25 protein-coding genes and 1 tRNA gene are annotated in these 25,697 nt (G+C 71.9%); 14 read left to right on the plus strand and 12 right to left on the minus strand.

Features of this window, described 5'->3' with window-relative positions:
• The first annotated feature begins 79 nt into the window (after nucleotides 1–79).
• Nucleotides 80–523 carry a DUF6325 family protein gene (locus MWU57_RS16535; RefSeq protein WP_106269598.1) on the plus strand — a complete coding sequence of 148 codons (444 nt, stop codon included), beginning with the start codon at nucleotides 80–82 and terminating at the stop codon, nucleotides 521–523.
• Between the two features lie 23 nt (nucleotides 524–546).
• Nucleotides 547–834, plus strand: a complete 288-nt coding sequence (locus MWU57_RS16540) for an SHOCT domain-containing protein (protein ID WP_106269599.1) — start codon at nucleotides 547–549, stop codon at nucleotides 832–834.
• 32 nt (nucleotides 835–866) lie between these two features.
• Here MWU57_RS16540 and MWU57_RS16545 read toward each other — a convergent pair whose 3' ends face one another.
• A complete protein-coding gene (locus MWU57_RS16545) occupies nucleotides 867–1,856 on the minus strand; it encodes a zinc-dependent alcohol dehydrogenase family protein (RefSeq protein ID WP_246910735.1) in 990 nt (329 codons plus the stop codon).
• Between the two features lie 326 nt (nucleotides 1,857–2,182).
• Between MWU57_RS16545 and MWU57_RS16550 the strand changes: the two genes are divergently transcribed.
• Complete coding sequence (locus MWU57_RS16550) at nucleotides 2,183–3,139, plus strand: nitroreductase family protein (protein ID WP_246910738.1); 957 nt, start codon at nucleotides 2,183–2,185, stop codon at nucleotides 3,137–3,139.
• 25 nt (nucleotides 3,140–3,164) lie between these two features.
• Here the strand turns inward: MWU57_RS16550 and MWU57_RS16555 are convergent, their stop codons facing one another.
• Nucleotides 3,165–4,208 (minus strand): zinc-dependent alcohol dehydrogenase family protein, encoded by a 1,044-nt coding sequence (locus MWU57_RS16555; protein ID WP_246910741.1) that lies wholly within the window; start codon nucleotides 4,206–4,208, stop codon nucleotides 3,165–3,167.
• A 247-nt stretch (nucleotides 4,209–4,455) separates the two neighbouring features.
• Here MWU57_RS16555 and MWU57_RS16560 point away from each other — a divergent pair, with 247 nt between their 5' ends.
• Complete coding sequence (locus tag MWU57_RS16560) at nucleotides 4,456–5,364, plus strand: universal stress protein (RefSeq protein ID WP_246910744.1); 909 nt, start codon at nucleotides 4,456–4,458, stop codon at nucleotides 5,362–5,364.
• An 83-nt stretch (nucleotides 5,365–5,447) separates the two neighbouring features.
• Complete coding sequence (locus MWU57_RS16565) at nucleotides 5,448–7,067, plus strand: GAF domain-containing sensor histidine kinase (RefSeq protein WP_246910747.1); 1,620 nt, start codon at nucleotides 5,448–5,450, stop codon at nucleotides 7,065–7,067.
• Between the two features lie 2 nt (nucleotides 7,068–7,069).
• On the opposite strand, the gene MWU57_RS16570 is transcribed toward MWU57_RS16565, so the two are convergent.
• A complete protein-coding gene (locus MWU57_RS16570) occupies nucleotides 7,070–7,726 on the minus strand; it encodes a response regulator transcription factor (RefSeq protein ID WP_106269604.1) in 657 nt (218 codons plus the stop codon).
• Here MWU57_RS16570 and MWU57_RS18515 point away from each other — a divergent pair.
• Both MWU57_RS18515 and MWU57_RS16580 read left to right on the plus strand, forming a co-directional pair.
• On the plus strand, nucleotides 7,691–8,566 hold the full coding sequence (locus tag MWU57_RS18515) for a GyrI-like domain-containing protein (protein ID WP_246910749.1): 876 nt from the start codon (nucleotides 7,691–7,693) through the stop codon (nucleotides 8,564–8,566). The genes MWU57_RS16570 and MWU57_RS18515 overlap by 36 nt on opposite strands.
• Complete coding sequence (locus tag MWU57_RS16580) at nucleotides 8,563–9,492, plus strand: universal stress protein (protein WP_246910751.1); 930 nt, start codon at nucleotides 8,563–8,565, stop codon at nucleotides 9,490–9,492. The genes MWU57_RS18515 and MWU57_RS16580 overlap by 4 nt, the downstream gene beginning before the upstream one ends.
• On the opposite strand, the gene MWU57_RS16585 is transcribed toward MWU57_RS16580, so the two are convergent.
• From MWU57_RS16585 to MWU57_RS16620, 8 genes are all read right to left on the minus strand, one after another.
• Nucleotides 9,482–10,090 carry an HPP family protein gene (locus tag MWU57_RS16585; RefSeq protein ID WP_246910753.1) on the minus strand — a complete coding sequence of 203 codons (609 nt, stop codon included), beginning with the start codon at nucleotides 10,088–10,090 and terminating at the stop codon, nucleotides 9,482–9,484. The genes MWU57_RS16580 and MWU57_RS16585 overlap by 11 nt on opposite strands.
• Nucleotides 10,091–10,282: 192 nt before the next feature.
• Nucleotides 10,283–10,762: a hypothetical protein gene (locus MWU57_RS16590; protein ID WP_246910756.1), complete on the minus strand. Its 480-nt coding sequence runs from the start codon at nucleotides 10,760–10,762 to the stop codon at nucleotides 10,283–10,285.
• A gap of 205 nt (nucleotides 10,763–10,967) precedes the next feature.
• Complete coding sequence (locus MWU57_RS16595; protein WP_246910758.1) at nucleotides 10,968–11,603, minus strand: SRPBCC family protein; 636 nt, start codon at nucleotides 11,601–11,603, stop codon at nucleotides 10,968–10,970.
• A gap of 73 nt (nucleotides 11,604–11,676) precedes the next feature.
• A complete protein-coding gene (locus MWU57_RS16600; protein ID WP_106269609.1) occupies nucleotides 11,677–11,958 on the minus strand; it encodes a dsRBD fold-containing protein in 282 nt (93 codons plus the stop codon).
• 255 nt (nucleotides 11,959–12,213) lie between these two features.
• Entirely contained in the window at nucleotides 12,214–13,596 is a 1,383-nt protein-coding gene (locus tag MWU57_RS16605) for an MBL fold metallo-hydrolase RNA specificity domain-containing protein (protein ID WP_246910760.1), read from the minus strand.
• 256 nt (nucleotides 13,597–13,852) lie between these two features.
• Nucleotides 13,853–13,929 (minus strand) — tRNA-Val (locus MWU57_RS16610).
• A 105-nt stretch (nucleotides 13,930–14,034) separates the two neighbouring features.
• A complete protein-coding gene (locus tag MWU57_RS16615) occupies nucleotides 14,035–14,499 on the minus strand; it encodes a peroxiredoxin (protein WP_106269610.1) in 465 nt (154 codons plus the stop codon).
• A 7-nt stretch (nucleotides 14,500–14,506) separates the two neighbouring features.
• On the minus strand, nucleotides 14,507–14,911 hold the full coding sequence (locus tag MWU57_RS16620; RefSeq protein WP_106269611.1) for a DUF3052 domain-containing protein: 405 nt from the start codon (nucleotides 14,909–14,911) through the stop codon (nucleotides 14,507–14,509).
• Between the two features lie 330 nt (nucleotides 14,912–15,241).
• On the opposite strand from MWU57_RS16620, the gene aceE reads away from it, so the two are divergent.
• Nucleotides 15,242–17,995, plus strand: a complete 2,754-nt coding sequence (gene aceE / locus MWU57_RS16625; protein WP_246910763.1) for a pyruvate dehydrogenase (acetyl-transferring), homodimeric type — start codon at nucleotides 15,242–15,244, stop codon at nucleotides 17,993–17,995.
• Between the two features lie 111 nt (nucleotides 17,996–18,106).
• On the opposite strand, the gene MWU57_RS16630 is transcribed toward aceE, so the two are convergent.
• Nucleotides 18,107–18,805, minus strand: coding sequence for a hypothetical protein (locus MWU57_RS16630; RefSeq protein ID WP_106269613.1), 699 nt, complete (start codon nucleotides 18,803–18,805; stop codon nucleotides 18,107–18,109).
• 108 nt (nucleotides 18,806–18,913) lie between these two features.
• On the opposite strand from MWU57_RS16630, the gene MWU57_RS16635 reads away from it, so the two are divergent.
• From MWU57_RS16635 to MWU57_RS16660, 6 genes are all read left to right on the plus strand, one after another.
• Complete coding sequence (locus tag MWU57_RS16635) at nucleotides 18,914–20,077, plus strand: CdaR family transcriptional regulator (protein WP_106269614.1); 1,164 nt, start codon at nucleotides 18,914–18,916, stop codon at nucleotides 20,075–20,077.
• Between the two features lie 99 nt (nucleotides 20,078–20,176).
• On the plus strand, nucleotides 20,177–21,148 hold the full coding sequence (locus MWU57_RS16640) for an ACP S-malonyltransferase (RefSeq protein WP_246910770.1): 972 nt from the start codon (nucleotides 20,177–20,179) through the stop codon (nucleotides 21,146–21,148).
• Nucleotides 21,145–22,155, plus strand: coding sequence for a beta-ketoacyl-ACP synthase III (locus MWU57_RS16645; RefSeq protein ID WP_246910765.1), 1,011 nt, complete (start codon nucleotides 21,145–21,147; stop codon nucleotides 22,153–22,155). Before MWU57_RS16640 ends, MWU57_RS16645 begins: the two co-directional genes overlap by 4 nt.
• A gap of 104 nt (nucleotides 22,156–22,259) precedes the next feature.
• On the plus strand, nucleotides 22,260–22,508 hold the full coding sequence (locus MWU57_RS16650) for an acyl carrier protein (RefSeq protein ID WP_106269616.1): 249 nt from the start codon (nucleotides 22,260–22,262) through the stop codon (nucleotides 22,506–22,508).
• 109 nt (nucleotides 22,509–22,617) lie between these two features.
• Nucleotides 22,618–23,868, plus strand: a complete 1,251-nt coding sequence (locus MWU57_RS16655; protein WP_106269617.1) for a beta-ketoacyl synthase — start codon at nucleotides 22,618–22,620, stop codon at nucleotides 23,866–23,868.
• A gap of 255 nt (nucleotides 23,869–24,123) precedes the next feature.
• Nucleotides 24,124–25,697: choice-of-anchor G family protein (locus MWU57_RS16660; RefSeq protein WP_246910767.1), on the plus strand; the 1,574-nt coding region annotated here is incomplete at its 3' end.

The following is a 25,697-nucleotide window of genomic DNA, read 5'->3' on the forward strand; positions in this document are numbered from 1 at the left end:
GGCGCGCAGCCACCCTCGACGGTGCGACGCTCTCGGACGGGGGCACAGCCGGCCGACCGTCGTACCTGGAGGACCACCGATGACTGCGCAAGACGTAGGACCCATCGACTACCTCGCCGTGGAGTTCCCTGGCGCGAAGCTCCAGGGGAAGGGCCTGATGGCGCTGCTGGACCTGGTCGAACGCGGGATCATCCGGATCCTCGACCTCCGCGTCGCGAAGGTGACGGACGCCGGAGACGTCGTCGGGATCACCCTCAGCGATCTCGACGACGACGGAGAGCTCGACCTCGTCGTCTTCGAGGGCGCACGATCCGGGCTCCTCGACGACGACGACCTCGCCGAGGGGGCGGCGCTCGTGGCACCCGGCAACGCCGTCGCCCTGCTCGTCTACGAGAACACCTGGGCCGGACCGTTCGTGACGGCCATGCGCGAGGCCGGTGCCGAGGTCGTCGCGAGCGGCCGGATCCCGGCCGACGACGTCGTCAGCGCGCTCGACGCCCTCGAGTCGCCGCGACCGGCCTGACCAGCGCTACGGAGGAGGACGAGATGGGACTGATCCGCGGGATGGCTCGCACAGCAGTGGTCGCGGGCACGGCGACGGCGGTGTCGAACCGTGTGTCCCGGCGACAGGCCGGCCGATGGGCTGCGCAGGAGGACACGGCGCCGCCACAGCCGCAGTACGCCCCACCACCACCGCAGGCGGCCCCCGCACCGGTGGCCGCCGGAGGCTCGGACGTGATCGCACAGCTGGAGCGGCTCGGTCAGCTGCGTGACAACGGTGTCCTCACCGACGCCGAGTTCGCCGCGCAGAAGGCGCGGTTGCTCGCCGGCTGACGGCTCGCCGCCGGAGGGGACCGTCGGGCATCTCAGCCCGTCGCGATGACGAGCGACCCGGACGCGCCACCTGACCGGAGCGCCTCGAGAGCGCGGTCGGCGTGCTCGAACGCGTAGGTCGTCACGGTCGGGGTGATCCCCAGGGTGGTCGCGAGCCGCAGGAGAGCCGCCCCGTCCGCACGGGTGTTCGCCGTCACGGTGCGGAGGTCGCGTTCGTAGAACAAGTTCTCCTCGTACGCCATCGTGGGCACGTCGCTCATGTGGATCCCGGCCAGCACCACCGTGCCACCACGCGTGGTCGCCTGGAGCGCGCAGGGCACCAGCTCACCGGCCGGCGCGAAGACGATCGCCGCGTCGACCTTTCCCGGTGGGCGGTCCGCGCCGCCGCCGACGAACTCCGCACCCGTGCGACGAGCGAGGTCTCGGTTGCCCTCGCCGCGGGTCATCACCCACAGGCGCGCACCCTGGGCCACGGCGATCTGCGCCGTGACGTGCCCGCTCGAGCCGAACCCGTAGATGCCCAGCAGGCCGCCGGGTGGCAGGTTCGCGCGGGCCAGCGCCCGGAAGCCGATGATGCCGGCGCACAGCAGCGGCGCGGTGGTGACCGGCTCGAGGCTCCGCGGCAGCCGGTACGCGTAGGCCTCCGGCACGGTGGTGTACTCGGCGAACCCGCCGTCGGCGTCCCATCCCGTGTACTCGGAGTCGGGGCACAGGTTCTCGCGCCCCTCCCGGCACCACCGGCACGCCCCACACGTGGCTCGCAGCCAGGCGACGCCGACGCGGTCGCCGGGGACGAGGCGACGCACGGCCGGGCCCGCCACCTCGACCGTTCCCACGACCTGATGGCCCGGGACGACGCGCGGGCGGTGGACCGGCAGGTCGCGGTCCACGACGTGCAGGTCGGTGCGGCATGCACCGCACGCCTCGACGCGGACGAGAACCTCGTCCGGTCCAGGCCACGGCTTCTCGACGTCGCGGCGCACGAGAGCGCCTGACGCGTCGCCCGTCGTCCACGCCTTCATCCGCGCCTGCCTCCCGTGCCCGTCACGACCGTCGCCCCGTGCCACCGTGGGTGCCCCCCATGTCACCCTCGCGGTGTGCCCTGCCGACGACCAGAGGCGAAGGTCCCACGGTGGCGACTGCGAGACCCCGCGGGTGGAGAGCCCACGGGGCGGCCCTGTCATGCCGGGCAGCCCGGGGGCCGATGGACCCGGTCGGCGGGGGCCGTCCTGCCCTATCGCACCCAGGCCGACCGCTGGTCTCCTGTGGTGGTGGCGCCACCGCTCCGTGGTGGCGCCACACCAGCTGCTTCCCGCCCACGGTCCGCTGCACGGACGGAGACACCGCCATGGAGATCCTCGACGCACGGATCGAGCGGATCCTCCGGGCGGCCGGGCGTGCGCCCAGCGTGCACAACACCCAGCCGTGGCAGGTGAGCGTGCGGGGCAACTGCATCACGCTGCGCGGCGACCCGTCGCGGCAGCTGCGCCACTCGGACCCGCTGGGCCGTGAGCTGTTCATCAGCTGTGGCACGTTCCTGCTCAACGCCCGGACGGCCTCCCGGCGCGAGTCGCTGGAGCCTGCCGTCACCGTGCTCCCCGATCCCGACGACCGGTGGGCCGTCGCCCGGATCGAGCTCCACCCGGGCCTGGAGCCCGAGGTGGACGAGCTCGAGCTGGCGGTGGCGATCACTCGCCGCGTCACGACGCGCAGCCCGTTCGACGACCAGCCGCTGGACGCCGACGTCCTCGAGGTCATCCAGCGCGCCGCGCACCAGGAAGGAGCGGTGCTCCGGCTGATCCAGCCCTCCGAACCGGTGCGCGGGCGGGTGATGTCCCTGGTACGCCGCGCCGAGGCCCTGGCCGCGGAGGACGCCGTGGCCCGCACCGAGGAGAAAGCATGGACGGCGGTGGCACCGGGGCGTCCCGACGGCATCCCGCAGGAGATGCTCGGGCCCTGGACGTTCGACGACCGTGCACCGGTGCGCCGGTTCCTCGCCAGCGCGGGCAACGCGCGGTTCGAGCAACGGTCGACGATGGCGGTGCTCCTGAGCGCAGGTGACTCCCCACGCGACTGGATCGCCTCGGGCCAGGCTCTCGAACGGCTGCTGCTGGTGGCCACCACCTACTTCGTCCGGGCGTCGTTCGCGGCGACCGTGCTGGAGAACCCCACCACTCGTCACGATCTGCGGCAGGTCCTCTCGCTGGATGCACATCCGCAGATGCTCATGCGTCTCGGCTACGGCAGGTCGCCACGGCACACGCTTCGTCGGAGCGTCGACGGGTCCGTGGCCCCTCGCGGCTGACGGCCCGGGAGCGTGGTTCCGTCGATCACGCGCCGGCGGACAGGGCGACCTTCATGGCACCGGTCCTGCCGGCGTCCGAGAAGACCTCGTACGCCTCCTCGATGGCCCCGAGGTCGAAGCGATGGGTGACGAGCGTGGCGACGTCGAGCTGACCGCTGGCGACCATGTTCAGCAGCGCGGGCGTGGTGGCCGTGTCCACGAGGCCGGTGGTGATGGTCAGGTCGCGGATCCAGTCACGTTCGAGGTGCAGGGTCGCGGGTGCACCGTGCACGCCGACGTTGGCGACGTGCCCGCCGGGGCGGACGATCTCGACACAGGTCTCGAACGTGCCCGGCGTACCGACGGCCTCGATGGCGACGTCGGCGCCGAGGCCGCCGGTGAGCTCCCGGACCTGCTCGAGCAGGCTGCGACCGGGGTCCAGCGCGTGGGTGGCCCCGGCCCGCAGAGCGGCGGCCTGCCGATCGGTCGAGAGGTCCACGACCGCCAGCACGGCCGGGCTGAACAGCCGGGCGGTGAGCACTGCGGCGAGACCGATCGGGCCGGCGCCCACGACGACGACGCTGTTGCCCGGACGGACGTTCCCTGCGAGCACCCCGACCTCGTACGCGGTGGGCAGGATGTCGGCGAGCATCAGCGCCTGCTCGTCCGAGACGGCGTCGTCCAGCAGGTGGGTCGACGTCTCGGCGAACGGCACCCGGCACAGCTGTGCCTGGGTGCCGTCGATGCGGTGCCCGAGGATCCATCCCCCGCCGCCCAGGCACTGGCCGTACCGGCCCGTGCGGCAGTACTGACAGCGACCGCACGACGTGATGCACGACACGAGCACGCGGTCCCCGACCTTCAGGGTGCTCAGCCCCGAGCCCACCTCGGTCACCGTCCCGACCGCCTCGTGCCCCAGGACACGCCCCGGGTCGACGGTCGGCACGTCGCCCTTGAGGATGTGGAGGTCGGTGCCGCAGATCGTGACCGTGTCGATCCGGACGACGGCGTCCTGCGGGGCTTCCACGACCGGGTCGGGCACCTCGCGCCAGGTCCGTCGCCCTGGACCTTCGAAGACCAACGCCTTCATGACCGCCTCCTGTGTCTGCGTCACGCACCGGAAGCCCACTCCAGCACGTGCGCCGCGCAGCCCGACAGGACCACAAGGCCCCGGTACGGCGGGCCCTTGGTCACACGGAACCGGGCGCCCGGCCACGCCGGTGGGCGGGCGCTGGGGACCAACGGCCCGGACCCGACGCGGCGCATGGCTCTGCCGCGTCCGCCCGACCAGGAGAATCGTGGGAGCAGACCGACTACGACCATGCCAGGGGCTGCACATGACCGACATCAGCTCGGACCTGCCGATCGTCGTCGGCGTCGACGGATCGCCGGAGGCCGCTCGCGCCCTCGAGTTCGCGGTGCAGCAGGCTCGCCGCGACCACTGCTCGCTGTCGCTCGTCTGCGCGATCCACGAGGTCGTGCCGATCGGCCCGATGCTGCCCCTCATCGCGGGAGACTCGCTGCTCGACGTCGGCCGCCAGCTCCTGGTCGATGCCCGCGACCTCGTCGAAGAGGCCTCGGACGGGGCGGTCGGCGTACGGCTCGAGGTGGCGCTCGGCCCCGCGGTGGATCTGCTCGCCGCCGCGAGCGACCAAGCCCGGCTGGTGGTGCTGGGCCACCGCTCACTCTCGCTCGTCGAGCGGGTGTTCACCGGCAGCACCACCTTCGGCGTCGCCGCCCGCGCGGACTGCCCGGTGGTCAGCGTGCCGCTCGAGACCGACCTGGAGACGCCACGGCACCGGGTCGTCGCCGCGATCGACGGATCGCCCGGCTCCGCACACGTCCTGGCACAGGCGTCCTCCGCCGCCGCCCAGCGTTCGGCGACCCTGGAAGTCCTGCACTGCTGGCGTCTGAACCCGTTCTACAGCTACCTCGTCGACGAGTGGTCGGTGCAGGAGGAGTGGGGGAAGCAGACGCACGCCATCCTCGACGGCCTGGTCGAGGAGGCCGCCCGAGCGCACCCCGGGCTGACCGTCGAGACCCACCTGGAGTATGCGGAGGTGGCCGACACCCTGGTGCGCCGCTCCGCGGGTGCAGACCTCATGGTCCTGGGCAGGCACGGGCACGGCGGCCCGGGTGCCCGCATGGTCGCGGCTGTGCTCGGCGCCGTCACCCGGGCCGTCCTGCAGCACGCACCGTGCCCGGTCGAGGTCGTCCCTGCTGCGCGCCGGCACCGGGCATCCTGAGGTCGAGCGGCGGTCCCATCGGCTCGAGCGTCTCGGCGGGACCAGAACATGCCTGGCACCCGGGCCCGACCTACGCTCGCATGATGGAGAAGGCGTCGGCCGAGGTGCAGGACGCCATCCTGCACGCCGTGAGCGGCGTCTCCTCCGAGTTCGACCTACGCGACCTCCTGCACGGCGTCGTGCGCGCAGCCTGCGACCTGTCCGGGGCGCGCTACGGGGCGCTCGGCGTGATCGGTCGCTCCCGCCGCCATCTCGTCGAGTTCGTCACCGAAGGAATCAGCGACGAGGTGCGGACCGGGATCGACCACCTGCCCACCGGCCGAGGCCTGCTCGGTCACCTCATCGCCCACCAGGAGGCGCTGCGCCTCGGCGACCTGACGAACCACCCCTCGTCCGCGGGGTCCCCTCCCGGGCACCCGCCGATGACGACGTTCCTCGGTGTACCGGTCAGGGTGCGGGGCCGCGTCTTCGGCAACCTGTACCTCACCGACAAGAAGACCGGGCCGATGTTCACCCGGGACGACGAGAACAATGTCAGCGCGCTCGCCGGGCTGGCCGGGCTGGCCATCGACCACGCACGGCTCCTGATGATCGCGGAGCGCCGGGCACGCTGGTTCGAGGCGACGGCGGCCACGCCCTCGGCCGTGCTGCGCGCCGGGGGGACGGACGAGGCGCTCGACGTCGTCCTCCGGGCCGCGCTGCAGGCCTCGGGCGGGCGGACCTCGCTGGCGATCGCGCCCGACGCGACGCCCGGCACGTCGGGTGGGTTCGCCGTCCGCGCGGCGGTCGGCGACCTGGATCACGACCCCCGGCGCACGCTGGCCGAGCTCCGCCCGGCACTCATGCTCGCGATGGCGAGCAGCGAGACACGGTGGGCCGAGCTCCCTGATGACGGCATGGCCGTCATGACCCGGCTGTCGATCGACATGGTCGCCCGCGGAGCGCTCGTCATCGTGCTCCCGCGGCGCGAGTTCGCACAGAATCTCAGCGAGGAGTCGGAGTTCGTCACCAGCTTCGCCAGCCATGCGTCGCTCGTCCTCGAACGACGCCACACCCGCGCGGTGCAGGAGGAGATCGCGGTCCTCGCGGAACGCAACCGCATCGCACGCGACCTGCACGACGGCGTGACGCAGCGGCTGTTCGCCATCGGCCTGCAGCTCACCGCGGCAGCCCGGCAGTCGCCACCAGTGGTCCAGGACCTGCTGAAGGCCGTCTCCGACGACCTCGACGCGACGATCCGGGAGGTTCGGCAGTCGGTCGTCGACCTCCAGCCACCCGACCGGAGCCAGCACTCCCTGCGGGCGAAGGTCCGGGCCCTCGTCTCCGAGTACGCCCACGTCCTGGAGCACACCCCGGTGCTGCAGATCGACGGCCCGGTCGACACCCTGGTCGACCAGGCGTTGCACCATCACGTCATCGCGGTCCTGCGAGAGGGACTGTCCAACATCGCACGGCATGCGGCCGCACGCTCCGTCCAGGTGAGGATCTGCGCTACTCCCGGCGACCTGACCTGCACCGTCACCGACGACGGCGTCGGCTTCGACCCCACCGCCGCTCGCAGCGGTCTCGTCAACCTCGCCGAACGCGCCGCGGAACGCGGCGGGTCGCTCGAGATCACCCGGCGCGACCCGCACGGTAGCGTGCTGACCTGGCGGGTACCGATGGCGACCGGTCCCCCGGAAACCACAGGCGCCGCGGACTAGCGTCAGCCACGGTCGTGGTCGGAGGTTCCGAGGAGCCTCGTCGCCAGGACCGCGGCCTGCGTCCTCGACTCCAGACCGAGCTTGGTGAGGACGTTCGAGACGTAGTTCTTCACGGTCTTCTCCGACAGGAACATCTGGCCACCGATCTGGCGGTTCGTCAGGCCTTCGGCGATGAGCACCAGGACCTTGTGCTCCTGCTCGCTCAACGAGGCCAGGGCGGGCGCCTCCGCAGGTCCCGCGCGCAGCCGCTCGAGCACCCGGGACGTCAGGACCGGGTCGATCAGCGACTGTCCCGCTGCGACCCGGCGCACCGCGTCGACCACGTCCGAACCGGTGATCACCTTGAGCAGGTAGCCGGACGCACCGGCCATGATCGCCGAGAACAACGCCTCGTCGTCGTCGTAGGACGTGAGCATCAACGTGCGCAGCTCGGGCATCGAGCCCTGCAGCTCGCGGCAGACCGCGATGCCGGAGCCGTCCTGGAGACGCACGTCGAGGAGCGCGACGTCCGGCCGGCACCGGGGGATGTCCCGGATCGCCTCGACCGCCGAGCCCGATCCCCCGACGACCTCGAAGCCCTCCTCGGCGTCGAAGAGTCCCTGCAGGCCACGGCGCACCAGCTCGTGGTCGTCGAGGAGGTAGACCCGCACGTGCTCCATGGGTCGTTTCTACCCCGGTGGCGGCCCGGTCACCATCGGTGCGACGTCACCGCTCGGCCGAACCTCGTCGGCTCCGGTGGGTCGGTCGTCCGCCGCGGCGGCGAGCCCGGCGCAGGGGCGTCGGACCGGACCACATCGGGAACTGCGTCCCGTCCAGACGTGACCAACGACCCTGTCGTCCGGCTGCTGCGCCTGCCACGGTGGAGGTCTCGGTCCGATCGGGACGCCGACGGCAGGACGATCCCGCCCGATGGACGCGAGCGTCGACGCGGAGAGGACACGACGGTGGACGACAGTGAGATCAGGCTGATCGACCAGCCCGGGCAGGCGACCGTCGGTGTCCGCCGGATCGCCCGCCCGGAAGACCTCTCGGCGGTGTTCGCGACCCTCATCCCCCGTGTCGCCGGGCTGCTGGACCGGCTCGGCGTCCAACCGGCAGGACCGCCCTACGGGCGATACCGCGACCGCCCGGGCGACGGCTTCGACGTCGAGGTCGGATTTCCAGTCGACGGTGCCGTCGACGTCTCCCGGCTCCCGCAGGCGGCGGCACCCGACGCTGCGACGGATGCCGTGGTCACCGAACCGCTTCCGGCGACACGCGCGGTCGAGGCGATCCATATCGGCCCCTACGACCGTCTCCCGGCCACCTACGATCGGCTGGCTTCGTGGATCACCGAGCACCGCCTCCATCCGCTGGGACAGTCGTGGGAGCTCTACGAGTCGGGGCCTGATTCGGACCCTCGCCCCGCCACCTGGCGCACCCGCGTCGTCGTCGCCGTCACCGGGCCAGAGATCGAGCCTGCTCGACCGCCGAGTGGCCTGGGAGGGGCGGCGCCGTGAACGCCGCAGCCCGCGCAGCACCCGTCGTCGTCGCCGTGGACGGGACGCAGCGCAGCACCGGCGCCATCAAGTATGCGATCCACGAGGCACGACGTCGCGGGACCGACCTGCAGGTCGTGCACGTCGCGCCCCGAGCACTGCCCGTCGGCGGTTCGATGCCGTCCATGGGCATCCCGACCGACGCACTCGTCGAGGTGGCAGGAAGGATTCTCGACGAGGTGGTCGACCAGACCCGCTCGCTCGCACCGGACCTCGCCGTGGACGGTGTGCTGCGGGAGGGGCGGCGCGTCGTGGAGATACCGGCTGCCGGGGCGCGGGGCAGCCTGGTCGTGCTCGGCCGCGAGACCCGGCACGGCACCGAGCGCGTGCTCGGCGGTTCGACCACGGCCGGCGTCGCCGCACGGGCCTCGGTGCCGGTGGCCGTCGTCGACGAGGACTGGGAGCCCACGGCACGCGATCGCGTCCTCGTGGGCCTCGAGCCTGCCGCCGGAGAGGTGCTGTCCTACGCGTTCCCCCTGGCTGCCGCTCGCCACGCGCTGCTGCAGGTCATGCACGTGTGGAGAGTCCCCGGCGCCTACGCGGCCGTGGACGAGGAGCGGGCTCTGGCCGGTGAGTGGGTCGTGGATGCCACGCGCCTGCTCGAGTCGACGGTCGCCGACTGGCGTGACAGCTTTCCCGACGTCGAGGTCGAGATCTCGGTGGTACCCGGACGAGCGGCGCAGGCGCTCGTCGACGCCGCGGTCCGCGCGGACGTCCTGCTGCTCGCCCGCCACCGGCGCGACGTCGAGCACCTGGGGCGCCTCGGCCCCACGATCCGGGCGGTTCTCGGGCACCGGGGCACTCCCGTCGAGGTCGTCCCGATGACCGGCGTCCCGCAGCACGCCCCGCTCGTGCTCGAACGGTTCGGCGAGGTCCTCAAGAGCTGACCGCAGGGTGCACGATGACCGAGCGCACGCCCGCGACGGTCCGTGCGAGCGCCGATGCCAGCCGGAGGTCGGCGGCGGAGCCACCGGCAAGACGCACGGAACCGCCGAGGACCACGCACCTGCACTGCTCGAGGCCGGCGCCGCGCAGCAGGACCGTGACGTCGGCCGCGATCCGCTCGTCGCTGCGCGCCAGAGCGTCGACCACGTCGCTGCGGCTGAGCATCCCCACCACGCGCGTGCCCATGACGATCGGGACGGAGTGGATCCCGCGCGCGAGCATCGTGCCGACGAGCCTCGCGACGTCCTGGTTCGGCCTCGCCGTGATCACCAGGCGCGTCATGACGTCACCGACCCGTCGGCCGGCGGCCGGCGCGTCAGCAGCAGCCTCCCGGTCCCGCCGGAGCGTCGATCGCGGGTCCGGGGCGATGCCGTCCGCCAGCAGGTCCTCCTCGCTGACGATCCCGACCAGGCGCCCGTCGTCGTCGACGACGGGGAGCGCGGTGATCCCCCGGTCGCCCAGCTCGTGCAGCGCGTCCTCGACCCGTGCCGTCGGCCGGATGGTGGCGACGGTGGTGGTCATGATGTCGGCGGCCAGCACGGCGATCCTCCTGTGGCTTCCTGGACGACCGGGCGGGCTCGTCCTGAGGCCAGCGTGCTCGCGAGGTCCGGGTCGCGACAGGGTCCACCGACACCGCGAGGGCGGGACCTTGGACCCGCGCGACGCCGCGCGCCGTGATCGGGACCTCCGGCGGGGACGGCACCGGCCGGCTGCACTGCCGGAGCGTGGCACCTAGTGGTGCAGCGAGAGCTTGAGTGCGATCATCGCCACCCCCAGGAGTCCTGCCAGCGAGGTCGAGGCCAGCCGCCGCGCGCCGGTCAGACCGCTCGCGGTGCTCATGCGCCAGCCGACCCCGACCAGGAGCGCCAGGTTGACGACCAGGGCGACGTCCACCGCGAGCGTCGGCTCCACCTGCAGCACCGCCTCGGCCAGGAGAACGAGCGCCGGGATCCCGCAGCCCGCCACCAACGGCAGCCCGGCGACGGCGATCTCCCGGCGCTCGTGCGCGGTCAGCGATCGCCGCAGCCGCGTCCGGGCGCCGATCACGTGGACGTACGTCTCCGCGGACCAGTAGACGAGGAGAGTCCCGACCACGAGGGCGGCGACCCGCAGCAACCCGAGGTCGTCGGGGGCTGCGGCGAGGACGGAACCAGTGACCACCAGGCCGTACAGGTAGGCGGGTCGAAGCTGGTACGCGTCGCCCGTCGGCACGTCGCGCCTACCGCCGCGCCATCGCGTCGGCGGGCCGGTGCGAGACGGGCAGCATCGTGCGCGCGTACGCGTCGAGTCGCATCCGGGACCTCCGCCTGTCGTGCTCGGGCGAGCACACGGTCGATGCTAGAAAACGACGACGCACCGCGCGTCACGCAGATGAGGTGAACGAGCGGTTCACCACGAGACTCTCCGTCGGGCTCCGTCAGCCGCCTGCAGCCAGAACTCTGTCTCCTGCGCTCGCCCGCTCGGCGCGCACCCGAATCCCCCGGAGCATGCGTCGGGTCATCACCAGGGTCACCGGCTCTCCGAGACGTGTGGCGAGGCGCAGCACGCGGCTGTCCGGGGTCTCGGTACGGGAGCGGGACAGGAGCCGACAGGTCCCGTCGGGTCGAGGATGGACGTGGAACGACCACACACCGTTCCAAGGGTGCTCCGGAGGGCTCTGCCGGAGCACGAGCGTGCGGGGCGGGTCGACCCGTGCGACGCGGAACGCGTAGCCGGCAGGCATGGCGGTGTACCCCGCCGGCACGACGACGATCCGGTCACCGGGCGACAGGTGCTGCCACCGCGGTCGCACCTCGTTCGTGCTGTGGATGTCGAGACCGACCAGGTTCTCCGCCCAGTCGTAGCTGTACATCCCCCCACGGTCCTGCCCGATCTGGACGAGCCACGACCAGATCGTCGCCGCAGGTGCCGCGACCGTGGTTCCCAGCGTCGTGGAGTCGGCTGGCTCGGGAACGAACTCGTCGCCAGGCAGGTGGACCGCGATCTCGTCGGCGGCGGCGCCCCAGTGCCGTTGGGCGTGCAGGAAGCGCATGCCGAGGCCAACCGCTCCCACCGCCACGAGGAGCGTGGTGAGCCGACGTCGCTGCCTTCTGCGTGGCCTCACGTCCCCTCTCCGCTCCCAGGCGCTATCGCCGCAGCTGGACGTCGCGGTGCTCGATCTCCGCGATGTCGTCCTCGGTGGCGCTCAGGAGGCGGTCGGCCAGGTCACGCAGGGCACGGCTCACGGCGAGCTCCTCGCCGATCTCGGTCACGCCGACGTCCCGCGGGCTGCGGCGGGCATAGCCGCGTCCCTCGACCGACGTGCCTGCCGACGTCGTCAGGAAGGCGTGCGCCGCCGTGACGACACCGTCGGCCCCCGGGTCGTCGGCGTCGAAGAGCTGGATCTCGGCCTTCCAGGTGTGCGTCATGGCGGTCTCCTTCGTGGCGCGGCCGACGACCCTGCGCGTCGGCTCCTTGCCCTCATCGTGCGGCTCGCGGCAGCACGGGCACAGTGCCGTCCGACCGTACTGCGGGGAGGAGCGCGTCCTGCCTGTGGGTGACCAACGGCCCTGTCGCTCGCCAAGCACGCGACGAGCGTGGAGCTGTCGCGCATCGACAGGAGCGCCGTCGACACCGGGGAATCTGCTCACGCACCTCGCGGGCCGACGACCTGATGGGCTTGGTCAGTCCACCAGGACCCTCTCCCCGTGCCGGGGCACGACGGCGACACAGCCGACCTCGTCCCGGATCCGGTCCGCCAGCGCGGTCGACGCGCGGGCCTCGCCGTGCACGACGTAGACGATGTCGGGCCGCTCGCGCATCTGCTTCACCCAGTCGATGAGCTCGCCCGCGTCGGCATGGACGGAGAACTCCTCGTCCTCGACGACCTCAGCCAGCACCGGCACGTACCGGCCCATCATCTTCAGCTCGCGCGCACCGTCGCGCAGCATCCGGCCGCGGGTGCCGACCGACTGATAGCCCGTCAGGACGACGCAGTTGCGTCGGTCCGGGAGCAGATGGCGCAGGTGGTGGACGACGCGACCCCCGGAGGCCATGCCCGATGCGGAGACGATGATGCAGGGCTGCGCCGGCAAGTTGAGGGCCTTCGACTCCTCCGGGGTGCGCGCCGCGTGCAACGACGGGAGATCGACCAGGCTCGATGCTCCCGGGCGCAGCTCTTCTGCGACCTCCGCCCGCCCGTAGACGTCGAGGACCGCGAGCGCCATCGGACTGTCCACGTAGACCGGGACAGCGGGGATCTGGCCCTCGCGGACCATCGCCGACAACGCGTGCAGCACCAGCTCCGTGCGGTCCACGGCGAACGCGGGCACGAGCACCACTCCGCCGCGACGGATCGTGCGCCGGACGGCGTCCGCGAACGCGGCGTGCGGCCGGATCGGGTCGAGATGCTCGCGGTCGCCGTAGGTCGACTCGATCACCACGGTGCGCGCCGATGGTGGCTCGGCGCGCGGTCGCAGCACCGGGTGCTGGCTGCGCCCCAGGTCTCCGGAGAAGAGCACACGTGTCGCCCCGGCCTCGACGAGCACGCTGGCCGAACCCAGCACGTGGCCGGCTCGCACGAGCCTGATGCCAAGATCTTCGCCCAGGTCAACGGCGACGTCGTACGGCACGGTCTCGAACCGGCGGATCGCCCGCTCGGCGTCCGCCACCGTGTAGAGCGGCCGCGGAGGGTTGTGGCGGGACCACCCCGTGGTGCGTGCGAGCTCAGCATCGCGCTCCTGCAGGTTCCCGCTGTCGCGGAGCACGATCGCGGTGAGCGCAGCGGTGCCCTCGGTCATCCAGACCGACCCCCGGTATCCGCCCCGCACGAGGACGGGCAGGTAGCCGCAATGGTCGAGGTGGCAGTGGGTGAGGACCACGCCGTCGATAGTCGCCGGCGGGACAGGGAAGGTCTCCCAGTTCATCCGCCGCCACCGCCGCTCACCCTGGTAGAGACCACAGTCGACCAGGAGCCGTCGATCGCCGAGCTCGAGCAGGAACCGGCTCCCGGTGACCGTCCCGGCGGCACCGAGGAACGTCAGTGCGACGGGCGCCGACTCGTTCATGGGGCTCCTCACGCTGCCTCGGCCTTCCAGCGTTCGCCTCCGCACGCCCAGGCGGAAGTGCTGAAGGTCCTCAGCAACGTCCGGTCGCCGGGAGCCGTTCGGCCCTGGTCCTGGCGCGCGTCAGGTGTTCGCCCCGTTTGCCGAACTGCGATGAACCACCGCGCTGAAGTTCTGTCCGTGCGGATTGACCTGCAGAGACGACGATACGCGGGCTGCGCACGCCGCGCTCGAAGCAGCTCGGCGCGCGAGACGCGGGTGGTGGGCCCGGAGGGACTCGAACCCCCGACATCCACGGTGTAAACGTGGCGCTCTGACCAACTGAGCTACAGGCCCTGGCGTGCCGCGTGCGAACGCGGCCCTGGCAGCGCAGGAAAGGATACCGGCCCGGAGCGGGCCTGCGGGACGAAGCGGGCAGGCGTGCCCGCAACGGGCAGCCGATCAGATCTCCGCGAGGGCTGCCCGGTACTCGTCGAGCTCGCGACGCGCGCCCCGCGGGCGGACCAGGGACCAGCGGACGATCCCGTCGGCGTCGACCAGGAACGATCCTCGTAGAGCGTGCCCGGACTCCTCGTCGAACACTCCGAACGCGCTCGCCGCCGCCCCGTGGGGCCAGAAGTCGCTGAGCAGGTCGAAACCGAAGCCCTCGATCTCCTGCCACGCCTTGAGGGTGAAGACCGGATCGGTGGAGACGGCCAGCAGGCGCACCCCGGCCGCCTCGAAGTCCTCGACGGTGTCCCGCAGCTCGCTCAGCTCGGCGGTGCACGTGCCGGAGAAGGCGAAGGGGAAGAAGACCAGGAGGACGCTCTGGCCCCGGAGGTCTGCCAGCTGGGTCGGCGTGCCGTGCGTGTCCGGCAGCGTGAAGTCCGGTGCCGGATCGCCGGCGCGCGGGACGGATCCGCTCATAGCGGGGCTACCGACCGCGCGGCGCCAGTCGCGTCGCGGACCAGTCGTCGCCCGCGGCGAACGTGCTGGTCGCGTGGAGGCCTGCGGTGGTCGCGGCCTCCATGATCTCCTCGTGAGCCACGTGGCCCTCTCGCCGCGGCTTGCGCGTCAGGAGCCAGACCTGCCCGCCGTCGTCGAGCGCGGTCTGGACGTCGACCAGCATGTCCGTCAGGTCGCCGTCCTCCTTGCGCCACCAGACGATGACCCCGTCGATGACGTCCCCGTAGTCCTCGTCCACGAGCTCGCCGCCGGCCATGCCCTCGAGCGCTTGGCGCAGAGGCTCGTCGACGTCGTCGTCCCACCCGAACTCCTGCACGACCTGACCGGTGGTGAACCCGAATCGCTCGGCCGGGCTTTCCGCCTGCTGTCCCACGTGGACCTACGTTCCTTCCGTCGTCGTCAGGCGCACCCAGCGGTGCGCCTGTGAGCGTCAAGGTAGTGCACGCGGCGCCCTCATGCGCGCCGGTCCACCGCCCCTGCCGGCGTCCTCGACCGAGTCCGGACACATCACCATGACGTAGATCACGGATTCTTGACCGCCACCTGGTGTCCGGGCGCAGAAAGTCAGGACACAATGAGTAGTGACCACCCGTGGGTGGACCGCGCCGTCGCGACCCCGGCGACGCGGCCGATCCTGTACGGGACGCCTGACACGAGCGGTCGCCGGACCATGGCGGCAGCCCGCAGAAGAGAGAGGTTGCTGGTGGCTTCGTACGACGAGACCGGACCGCTGATCGACGGTCTGCTCAGCGCTGTACCGGACATCGACCCGTCCGAGACGTCGGAGTGGGTGGAGTCCCTGGACGGGCTGATCGACGACAAGGGCGGCCCGCGGGCGCGCTACGTGATGCTCAATCTGATGCGTCGCGCTCGTGAGCGCAGCGTGCAGATCCCTACCTCGGTGGCGACCCCGTACGTCAACACCATCGGCGTGCACGAGGAGCCGTACTTCCCGGGCGACGAGGTCATGGAGCGCAAGTACCGCTCCTGGAACCGTTGGAACGCCGCGGTCATGGTGACCCGCGCACAGCGTCCCGGACTGTCCGTCGGTGGTCACATCTCCTCCTACGCCTCCGTCGCGACCCTCACCGAGGTCGGCCTCAACCACTTCTTCCGCGGCAAGGACCACGCCGGCGGCGGCGACCAGGTCTACTTCCAGGGCCACTCCTCGCCCGGCATGTACGCCCGCGCCTTCCTCGAGGGCCGCCTCAGCGCCGACCAGCTCGACGGGTTCCGCCAGGAGAAGTCGCACCCCGGCGGCGGCCTGCCCTCGTACCCCCACCCGCGCCTCATGCAGGACTTCTGGGAGTTCCCGACGGTCTCCATGGGCCTCGGCCCGGCCTCGGCCATCTACCAGGCGTGGACCAACAAGTACCTGCACAACCGTGGGATCAAGGACACGAGCCAGCAGGACGTCTGGGCGTTCCTCGGCGACGGCGAGATGGACGAGCCGGAGTCACGCGGGCTGATCCAGCACGCGGCGCACCAGGGCCTCGACAACCTGACGTTCGTGGTCAACTGCAACCTGCAGCGCCTCGACGGCCCGGTGCGTGGCAACGGCAAGATCATGCAGGAGCTGGAGGCGCAGTTCCGCGGCGCCGGCTGGAACGTCATCAAGGTCGTCTGGGGCCGCGAGTGGGACGCACTGCTCAACGCGGACAAGGACCGCGCCCTGGTCAACCTCATGAACTCCACGCCGGACGGCGACTTCCAGACCTACCGGGCCGAGTCGGGCGCGTTCATCCGCGAGCACTTCTTCGGCCGCGACCCGCGGACCAAGGCTCTCGTCGAGAACATGACCGACGACGACATCTGGAACATGAAGCGCGGCGGTCACGACTACCGCAAGATCTACGCCGCCTACGCCGCGGCGCGGGCGCACACCGGCCAGCCGACCGTCATCCTCGCGCAGACCGTCAAGGGCTACGCGCTGGGTTCCGGGTTCGCCGGCCGCAACGCCACGCACCAGATGAAGAAGGTCAAGAACACCGACCTCAAGGTGCTGCGCGACTCGCTGCACATCCCCCTGTCGGACGAGCAGATCGACGCCGAGCCGAACCTGCCGCCGTACTACCACCCGGGCATGGACGACGACGCGGTGCAGTACATGCTGGAGCGCCGCCGTCAGCTCGGCGGTTTCGTCCCCGAGCGTCGCGCGAAGGCCAAGCCGGTCACGCTGCCCGAGGCGAAGACCTACGAGCTGCTGAAGAAGGGCTCGGGCACGCAGGAGGTCGCCTCGACCATGGCGTTCGTGCGCCTGCTCAAGGACCTCATCAAGGACAAGGAGCTCGGCCCGCGCATCGTGCCGATCATCCCCGACGAGGCACGCACGTTCGGGCTCGACGCGATCTTCCCCAGCGCGAAGATCTTCAACACCGTCGGCCAGAACTACCTCGCCGTCGACCGCGAGCTCATGCTGAGCTACAAGGAGTCCGAGTCCGGGCAGATCATGCACACCGGCATCAACGAGGCCGGTTCCGCGGCCGCCTTCCAGGCGGTGGGCACCTCGTACGCCACGCACGGCGAGCACATGGTGCCGTTCTACATCTTCTACTCGATGTTCGGCTTCCAGCGCACCGGCGACCAGTTCTGGGCTGCCGGCGACCAGCTGACGCGCGGGTTCATCATCGGCGCGACGGCGGGACGCACCACCCTGACCGGTGAGGGCCTGCAGCACGCGGACGGCCACTCGCCGCTGCTGGCGGGGACGAACACCGCGATGGTGCAGTACGACCCGGCGTACGGCTACGAGATCCGGCACATCGTGCGGGACGGCATCGAGCGGATGTACGGCGACGGCAGCGACGGCCGGGACCAGAACGTCATGTACTACCTCACGGTGTACAACGAGCCGATGGTCCAGCCCGCCGAGCCGGACGACGTCGACGTCGACGTCGAGGGCATCCTGCGTGGCATCCACCGTGTCTCGGTCGAGGGTGGCGAGGGCCCCAAGGCTCAGCTCCTCGCGTCCGGCGTCGGTGTGCCGTGGGCGCTCGAGGCGCAGCAGCTGCTGCGTGACGACTGGGGCGTCTCGGCCGACGTGTGGTCGGTGACCAGCTGGAACGAGCTGCGCCGTGACGCGCTCGCTGCGGAGAAGGACGCCCTGATCGACCCGGCGTCCGAGCCGCGCGTCCCGTACGTGACGCAGAAGCTCTCCGGCGCCTCCGGTCCGTTCGTGGCGTCGAGCGACTACGACCACCTGGTCCCCGACCAGATCCGGGCCTGGGTCCCGGGCGACTACGCGGTGCTCGGTGCCGACGGCTTCGGCTTCTCGGACACCCGCGCCGCGGCCCGTCGCTACTTCCTCATCGACGGTCCGTCGATGGTCGTCAAGACGCTGCAGCAGCTCGCCCGTCGCGGCGAGGTGCCTCGGGAGGTCGTCGCCCAGGCGGTCGAGAAGTACCGGCTGACCGACGTCACGGCCGGCACGTCCGGCTCGGTCGGCGGCGACAGCTGACCGTCCCGCCACACCACGACGGCCCCCGCACCGATCTCTCGGAGCGGGGGCCGTCGTCGTCCCCGGGTGTACTACCTCGGCACGTGAGCCACTACCTCGGCGGGAGGCGCGCTACCCCGGCGATCCGGGGGTGGTGACGTCCGCGCCCTCCGCGGCCTCGATCGCCGCGGTCAGCTCCGGCCGCACCGAGGCCACGGAGTCCGCGTCCGGGTGCTCCTCGAGGGTGGCCAGGTGCTGGCGGGCCTCGAAGACGCGGTCGGCCTCGATCGCGGCGAGCACGAGCTGGCGGCCCACCTCGATCGTCTGCTCGCGCACGCGCCAGTGGCCGATCCCGAGCCCGAGCGCCTCGACCGGCATCCCGGCGTCTCGCAGGATCTGCAGGCTCTCCGCGAGAGCACCCCCGGTGCGGTCACGCTCGGTGGCCGTGGCGAACCGGCGGGAGGCGCCCTCCGGGTCCTCGACCACGGAGAGCCGACCCAGCTCCAGGAGCGGACGCCAGGCCTTGGGATGGCCGGCGAGCTCTTCCGCGAGCGACCACACGGCCAGGTCCGCCGCCTCCTGACGGTGGACCTCCTCCTCCGGCGCGGTCAGCGGGTCCTCGGTGCTGGGTTCGACCGCCCGCCGGCGGACGAGGTCGGCCAGCGCGTCGAACGCGCGGGCGTCGTTGGGGTCGTCGTGCAGCATCGCCCGCAGCGCGTCCTCGTGGACCGTGTCCCCGAAGCGGCGGGTCTCCGTCGGCCGCCGCGTCCCCACGCGCGACGTCGAGCGCTGTCGGCGGAGGAGCTGTCGGAGTCGGGGCATGAGAGCCATGTCTCGACCATATCGGCTAAGCGCTCTCGAGGCCGGACCAGCCACTCATCGAACGACCGTCAGTACGAGTTTGTGTACTCCCCACAACGATGGCCCTATCCTCGAGGCATGCCGACCTCGACCGTCTCGCGCGACGAGAACGTCCAGCGCGTCCGCGAAGGCCTCGGCCTGCTCACCGCAGCGGCCATGCGCCGCCTCGACGAGGAGGTCGCCTGGTACCGCCAGCTGCCGGCCGAGGACCGCTCGTACGTGGCCCTCGTGGCGCAGACCGGCATCAACGCGTTCGTCACGTGGTTCGCGGACCCGAAGCAGACCCCGCACGGCGTGGGCGAGATGTTCGCGGCGGCGCCGCCGGAGCTGACCCGCTCGATCTCCCTGCAGCACACGCTGCAGCTCGTGCGCCTGATGGTCGACGTCGTGGAGTCGCACTCGGACCAGATCGCCTCCCCCGGCTACGAGCGCGAGCTGCGCGAGGCGGTGCTGCGCTACTCGCGCGAGGTCGCCTTCTCCGCGGCGGAGGTGTACGCCCGGGCCGCCGAGGTCCGCGGCGCCTGGGACGCCCGCCTGGAGGCCCTGGTGGTCGACGCCATCGTGCGCGGCGACACGGACGACGCCCTGCGCTCGCGCGTCTCGGCGCTCGGCTGGACCGGGCGGGGGCACGCGCTGGTCGTCGTCGGCGAGGCCACGTCGGGCCTGGACGACGTCGGCACGGCGGACCTGCGGCGCGCCGCCCGGCGTGCGGCCGGAGACACCCTCGTGGGGATCCACGGCGACCGGCTCGTCCTCGTCCTCGGCGGCGAGGGTGACCTGGTCACGGCGGCGAGCTCCCTGATCGGCCGGTTCGGGCCCGGACCGGTCGTGTTCGGGCCGGTGGTGGCGAACATCACCGAGGCGCCGTCGTCGGCCCGGTCCGCCCTGGCGGGTCTGGCCGCGGCACCGGCCTGGCCGCAGGCACCCCGGCCGGTCCTGGCCGACGACCTGCTGCCGGAGCGCGTGCTCACCGGTGACCGCACCGCGCGTCGCATCCTGGTCGCGCAGGCGTACCGCCCCCTGCAGGAGGCCACCGGGTCGGTCCTGGAGACGCTGTCCGCCTACCTGGGCACGGGCCGCTCCCTCGAGGCGGCAGCCCGCCGGCTCTACGTGCACCCCAACACGGTCCGGTACCGGCTCCGGAAGGTCTCCGAGATCACCGGGTGGGACCCCCTCGACGCCCGCGAGTCGTTCGTCCTGCAGGTGGCGCTGGCGCTGGGCCAGCTCGGCCCCGAGGACTGACGCGACCGACGGCGGTTGAGGATTCCCACAATCGCCTTCCCTGAGGTTGGTGCGGGTCGCCACGCTCCGGCGCGGGTCGCAGGTGGCACCGTGGGTCACGTGCTCGCCGTCGTCTGCCCTGGACAGGGCTCTCAGACCCCCGGGATGCTCAGCCCCTGGCTGGAGCTGCCCGGAACCACCGACCTGCTCGACTCGTTCTCCGCGGCCGCCGGCTGCGACCTGACGCTGCACGGCACGACCTCGGACGCGGAGACCATCCGTGACACCGCCGTCGCCCAGCCGCTCATCGTCTCGGCCTCGCTGCTCGCCCTGCGCGCGATCCTCGACGGCCGCCCGACGACCGACGTCGTCGACGTCACCGCAGGACACTCGGTCGGGGAGCTCGCCGCGGCCGCCGTCGCCGGCGTGCTGGACGACGCCGGCGCCGTCGGCCTCGTGTCGCACCGCGGCCGGGCGATGGCCGACGCCGCGGCCTCGACACCGTCCGGGATGAGCGCCGTCGTCGGGGGCGACCCGGACGAGGTGCTGGCGGCCATCGAGGCCGCAGGGCTCTTCCCCGCCAACGTCAACGGCGGCGGGCAGGTCGTCGCGGCCGGGGACAACGAACGGCTCGCGACGCTCGCCGAGAACCCGCCCGCACGGACCCGCGTGATCCCCCTGCCGGTGGCCGGCGCGTTCCACACGCCGTTCATGGACGCCGCACGCACCTCGTTCGAGAAGGTCGCCACGACCTGGCTCGCCACCGACCCCCGCCTGGCCCTGCTCAGCAACGCCGACGGCGCCGACTACTCCGGGCTCGGCGAGGGGGCGCACGGTCATGGTCGGTCGACCGACGTCCTCGCCCGGCTCACGGCACAGGTCACGGCGCCCGTGCGCTGGGACCGGTGCCAGGAGACGTTGGCGGAGCGCGGTGTCACCGGCATCCTCGAGCTGGCACCCGGCGGAGTCCTGACCGGACTGGCGAAGCGCGCGCTCAAGGGAGTCGAGTCGGTGGCCGTGAAGTCGCCCGACGACATCGAGGCCGCTCGCGACCTCATCGACCGCCACTCCGCCGTCGGCGCGGCGGCATGAACGCGCGCAAGACGCTGCGCCAGGCGGAGCCGGCCCGGTACTCGCGCCTCCTCGCCGTCGCCGCCGAGCGCGGCACCGAGACCGTCACCAACGACGACGTCGCCGGCCCGATCGACTCCTCCGACGAGTGGATCCGGCAGCGCACCGGCATCGTCACGCGACGGCGCGCCACGGCCGACGTCGACGTGCTCGACCTCGCCGAGGCCGCGTCCCGCAAGGCGCTGGACGCCGCCGGCCTGGTCGGTGCCGACATCGACGCGGTGATCCTGTCGACGATCACCTACTTCCACCAGACGCCGTCCGCAGCTGCCGTGCTGGCCGACCGGCTCGGCGCGACACCGGCCGCGGCCTACGACATCTCCGCGGCCTGCGCCGGGTACGCGTACGGCATCGGGCAGGCGGACGCCCTCGTGCGCTCCGGTGCCGCCCGCAACGTCCTGGTGATCGGGGCGGAGAAGCTCAGCGACATCATCGACCCCACCGACAGGTCGATCTCGTTCCTCCTGGGCGACGGGGCCGGCGCCGCCGTCGTCGGTCCCTCGGACCTCCCGGGGATCGGTCCGACCGTCTGGGGCTCGGACGGCTCCAAGTCGCAGGCGATCCGCCAGACCCACTCGCTGCAGGAGCTCGCGGCCGACGGCACGCTCGGCATGCCGACGCTCCGCCAGGACGGCCAGACCGTCTTCAAGTGGGCCAGCTTCCAGATGGCACCGATCGCCGCCAAGGCGATGGCGGAGGCGGGCGTCGAGCCGGACGACATCCAGGTGTTCGTGCCGCACCAGGCGAACATGCGGATCATCGACCAGATGGTCAAGCAGCTCAAGCTCCCCGAGTCGGTGGTCGTCGCCCGCGACATCGCCGACTCCGGCAACACCTCGGCGGCGTCCATCCCGCTCGCCACCGAGCGGCTGCTCTCCGAGGGCAGCGCACGCCCCGGCGACCTGGCGCTGCAGATCGGGTTCGGCGCCGGGCTCGTCTACGCCGCCCAGGTGGTCGTGCTCCCGTAGCAACGCCCCGTAGAGTCCGAACCCGGCGGTGCGCGAGAATCGCACCGCCACACCCCGACCCGGTGCCGGACGGCCGGTACCCCGTTCAAGGAGATACGCACCCCATGGCTCACACCGCTTCCGAGATCCTCGAAGGCCTCGCCGAGATCGTCGCCGAGGAGACCGGTCTGCCGACCGACGCCGTCGTCGCCGAGAAATCCTTCACCGACGACCTCGACATCGACTCGCTGTCGATGATGACGATCGTCACCCACGCCGAGGACAAGTTCGGCGTCCGCATCCCGGACGACGAGGTCAAGAACCTCGCGACCGTCGGCGACGCCGTGAAGTACATCGAGGGCGCACAGGCCTGACCCGCTCAGTCCTGAGCGGCGGTCCACGCCGTCGCCGCGCGGGCGGGCACCACTGCCCGCCCGCGCGGTCCCCGCACACCACACGCACTGAAACCTCAGGAGCTTCACCATGACCGCAGCTGCCTCGCGCGAGGTCGTCGTCACCGGCCTCGGCGCCACCACCCCGCTCGGTGGCGACGTGCCCACGACCTGGTCGGCCGCCCTGGCCGGCGAGTCCGGCGCGCGGACCATGGAGAACGACTGGTCGGAGAAGTACGGCATCCCCGTCACGTTCGCCGCGACCATCAAGGTCAAGCCGGACGAGGTCCTCCCTCGCCCCGAGATCAAGCGCATGGACCCGTCCACGCAGTACGCGATGATCGCGGCTCGCGAGGCGTGGCAGGACGCCGGGGCTCCCGAGGTCGACGGCGAACGGCTCGGCGCCGTCGTGTCCTCCGGCATCGGTGGCATCTGGACCACCCTGGACGGCTGGGACACGCTCCGGGAGCGCGGTGCCCGCCGCGTGCTGCCGATGACGGTGCCGATGCTCATGCCGAACTCGCCGGCCGCCTACGTCTCGCTCGAGCTGGGCGCGCAGGCCGGAGCGCACGCCCTGGTCTCCGCCTGCGCCTCCGGTGCCGAGGCCATCGGCTACGGCATGGACATGATCCGCAACGGCCGCGCGGACGTCGTCGTCTGCGGTGGTACCGAGGCCACCATCCACCCCATGCCGATCGCGGCCTTCGCCGCCTCCCGCACCCTCTCCCTGCGCAACGACGACCCGGCCGGCGCGTCGCGCCCGTACGACGTCGACCGCGACGGGTTCGTCATCGGCGAGGGCGCGGCCGTCGTCGTGCTGGAGAGCGCCGAGCACGCGGCTGCTCGCGGTGCCCGGGTCTACGCGCGGCTCGCCGGCGTGGGCCTCTCGGCCGACGCCTACCACATCACCTCCCCCGACCCCGACGGCAAGGGGCAGGTCGCGGCCATGCGCCGGGCGCTCGCCGACGCCGACGTGACCGGCCCGGACGTCGTCCACGTCAACGCGCACGCCACCTCCACCAAGGTCGGGGACCTGACGGAGACCCGGTCGATCCGCACTCTCCTGGGCTCGGACGCCGACCACGTCCAGCTCTCCGCGACGAAGTCCATGACGGGCCACCTCCTCGGCGGCGCCGGTGCGCTCGAGACCTTGTTCACCGTGAAGGCCGTCCACGAGCGGCTCGCTCCGCCGACGATCAACGTCGCCAATCCCGACCCGGAGCTCCAGGTGCCGCTCGTCCGGGACACGCCCTCCGCGCTGCCCGACGGAGACGTCGTGGCCATCAACAACTCGTTCGGGTTCGGCGGGCACAACGTGGCCCTGGCGGTCACCAACGCCTGATTCCTGCGGGTCACACCCTGAGCGGGTGAAATTCCTGGGTGAAGTTTTCCCCCGGTCGCAGCCGTGAGATGCGTCACGTAGCGTCGTTGCCGCAAGCGACTAGCGGATGGCAATTGCCTAGGGGGGCACTTCATGGCCGCACAGCGTCAGCAGCACGAGCACGCCAGTTCACGACCGGCGAACTCACCACCTCCACGTCACAGAAGACGATCGAGGCATGCCCGGGGAGCGACGGCCTTCGCCGTCGCGGCGGGGGTGGTCGGCGCTGCGGCGCTGACCGGCATCCCCGCCCAGGCAGTACCGACCGACGAGAGCGAGGCTCTCGGCACCTTCCTCGGCGGCGAGGCCGCGGGGATCAACCTGGACGACATCGCCGAGGTCCAAGGTGCCCTCGCCGAGTACCCGTCCGGCAGCGAGCTCGAGACCAACCCGCTGGCGGCCGACGTGCTCAACGCCGTCGCCGTCGACCTGGGCGGCGGGCTGTCGCTGCTCGGGGAGAACGGTCTCATCGAGCTCGGCGCCGTCAACCAGTACGCCGCCGCCGACGTGGACGGCGCAGCCGCCGCGTCCGGTGCGGTCAGCGACCAGGGCGCCATCGAGGCAGGGGGCTCCGCCGCCTTCCCGTCCGACGCGAGCGTGTCACTCACGCCGCTGCTCGCGGATGCCGGGCTCGACGGGGTGCTGTCCGAGCTCGACCTCGAGCTCGGCGCGCTCTCCTCGCAAGCCGAGTGGCCCGGTGGTGGAGACCCTGTCGGTGACTACCAGATCGCCGGCGCGACGCTGGCGATCGACAGCCCGGCCGTCTCCGACATCGCGACCCTCGTCGACGACGAGATCGTTCCGGCCGTGGACGGTTCGGTCGACGAGCTGGTCGGGCCGGACGGGCTGCTGTCGGACGCGCTCGGGACGATCGGCGTCCTCGACCCGGTGCTGGCAGCGCTCGGTTCCAACCTGACCGTCGACTCGGCGATCACCCTGGACACCGAGGCGGCCCTGGCGCCCGTGCTCGACGAGGACTTCGGCGACGAAGGCGTGGTCATCAACGTCGGGGCCGGCACCATCGACGTCGACCTGGACACCATCCTGGGTGGTGAGGGGTCGCTGAACGACTTCGACCCGAACACCGAGGTGCTGTCCGCGGACGCACTGGCTGCGATCACGGCCGGTCTCAGCGCCGCGCTCGACGATCTGACGCTCGCCCTGGTGGACGCGGTCGAGACCGCGCTGCAGTCGGCATCGCTGACCTTCACCGCGGAGGGAAGCATCCTCGGCGGTCTCACTGCACTGGACATCAGCCTGGACAGCACCGTCGGGGACGTCGTCAACGGCACGGTGGACTCTGGCGACGCGTCGCTGACGATCTCGCTGGCCGGGCTCCCGGTGACCCTCCCGCTCGGAGACCTCACCAATGCCCTCGCCGGGCCACTGAACGACGTGCTCTTCGACGAGGACACCGGGCTGGTCAGCACGCTGGCCGGCACCATCAACACTGCCGTGGTCGGCCCGACACTGGCGGCCCTGTCGCCGGCGCTCGAGTCGCTCAACACGGTCGTGAGCCTCGTGGCGAACGTCCAGGAGCAGCCTGGCGAGCTCCCGGCGCACGACCCCACGGGTACCGAGTCGTTCACGCAGCGGGCGTTGACACTCACCCTGCTGCCGGGCGGCACGCCGCTCGCCCAGGTCGACCTCGCCTCCTCCACGGTGCGCGCCGTCGAGGTGCTCGACCTGGCCGTGACGGTCACCCCGGACACCGCCGCACCCGGTGACACCGTCACCGTCGACGGCACCGGCTACACCCCGGACTCGACCGCCACGGTCGAGATCCGCGA

Origin of the sequence: Isoptericola sp. S6320L (genome assembly GCF_023015685.1) — a bacterium.
GTDB lineage: Bacteria > Actinomycetota > Actinomycetes > Actinomycetales > Cellulomonadaceae > Isoptericola > Isoptericola halotolerans_A.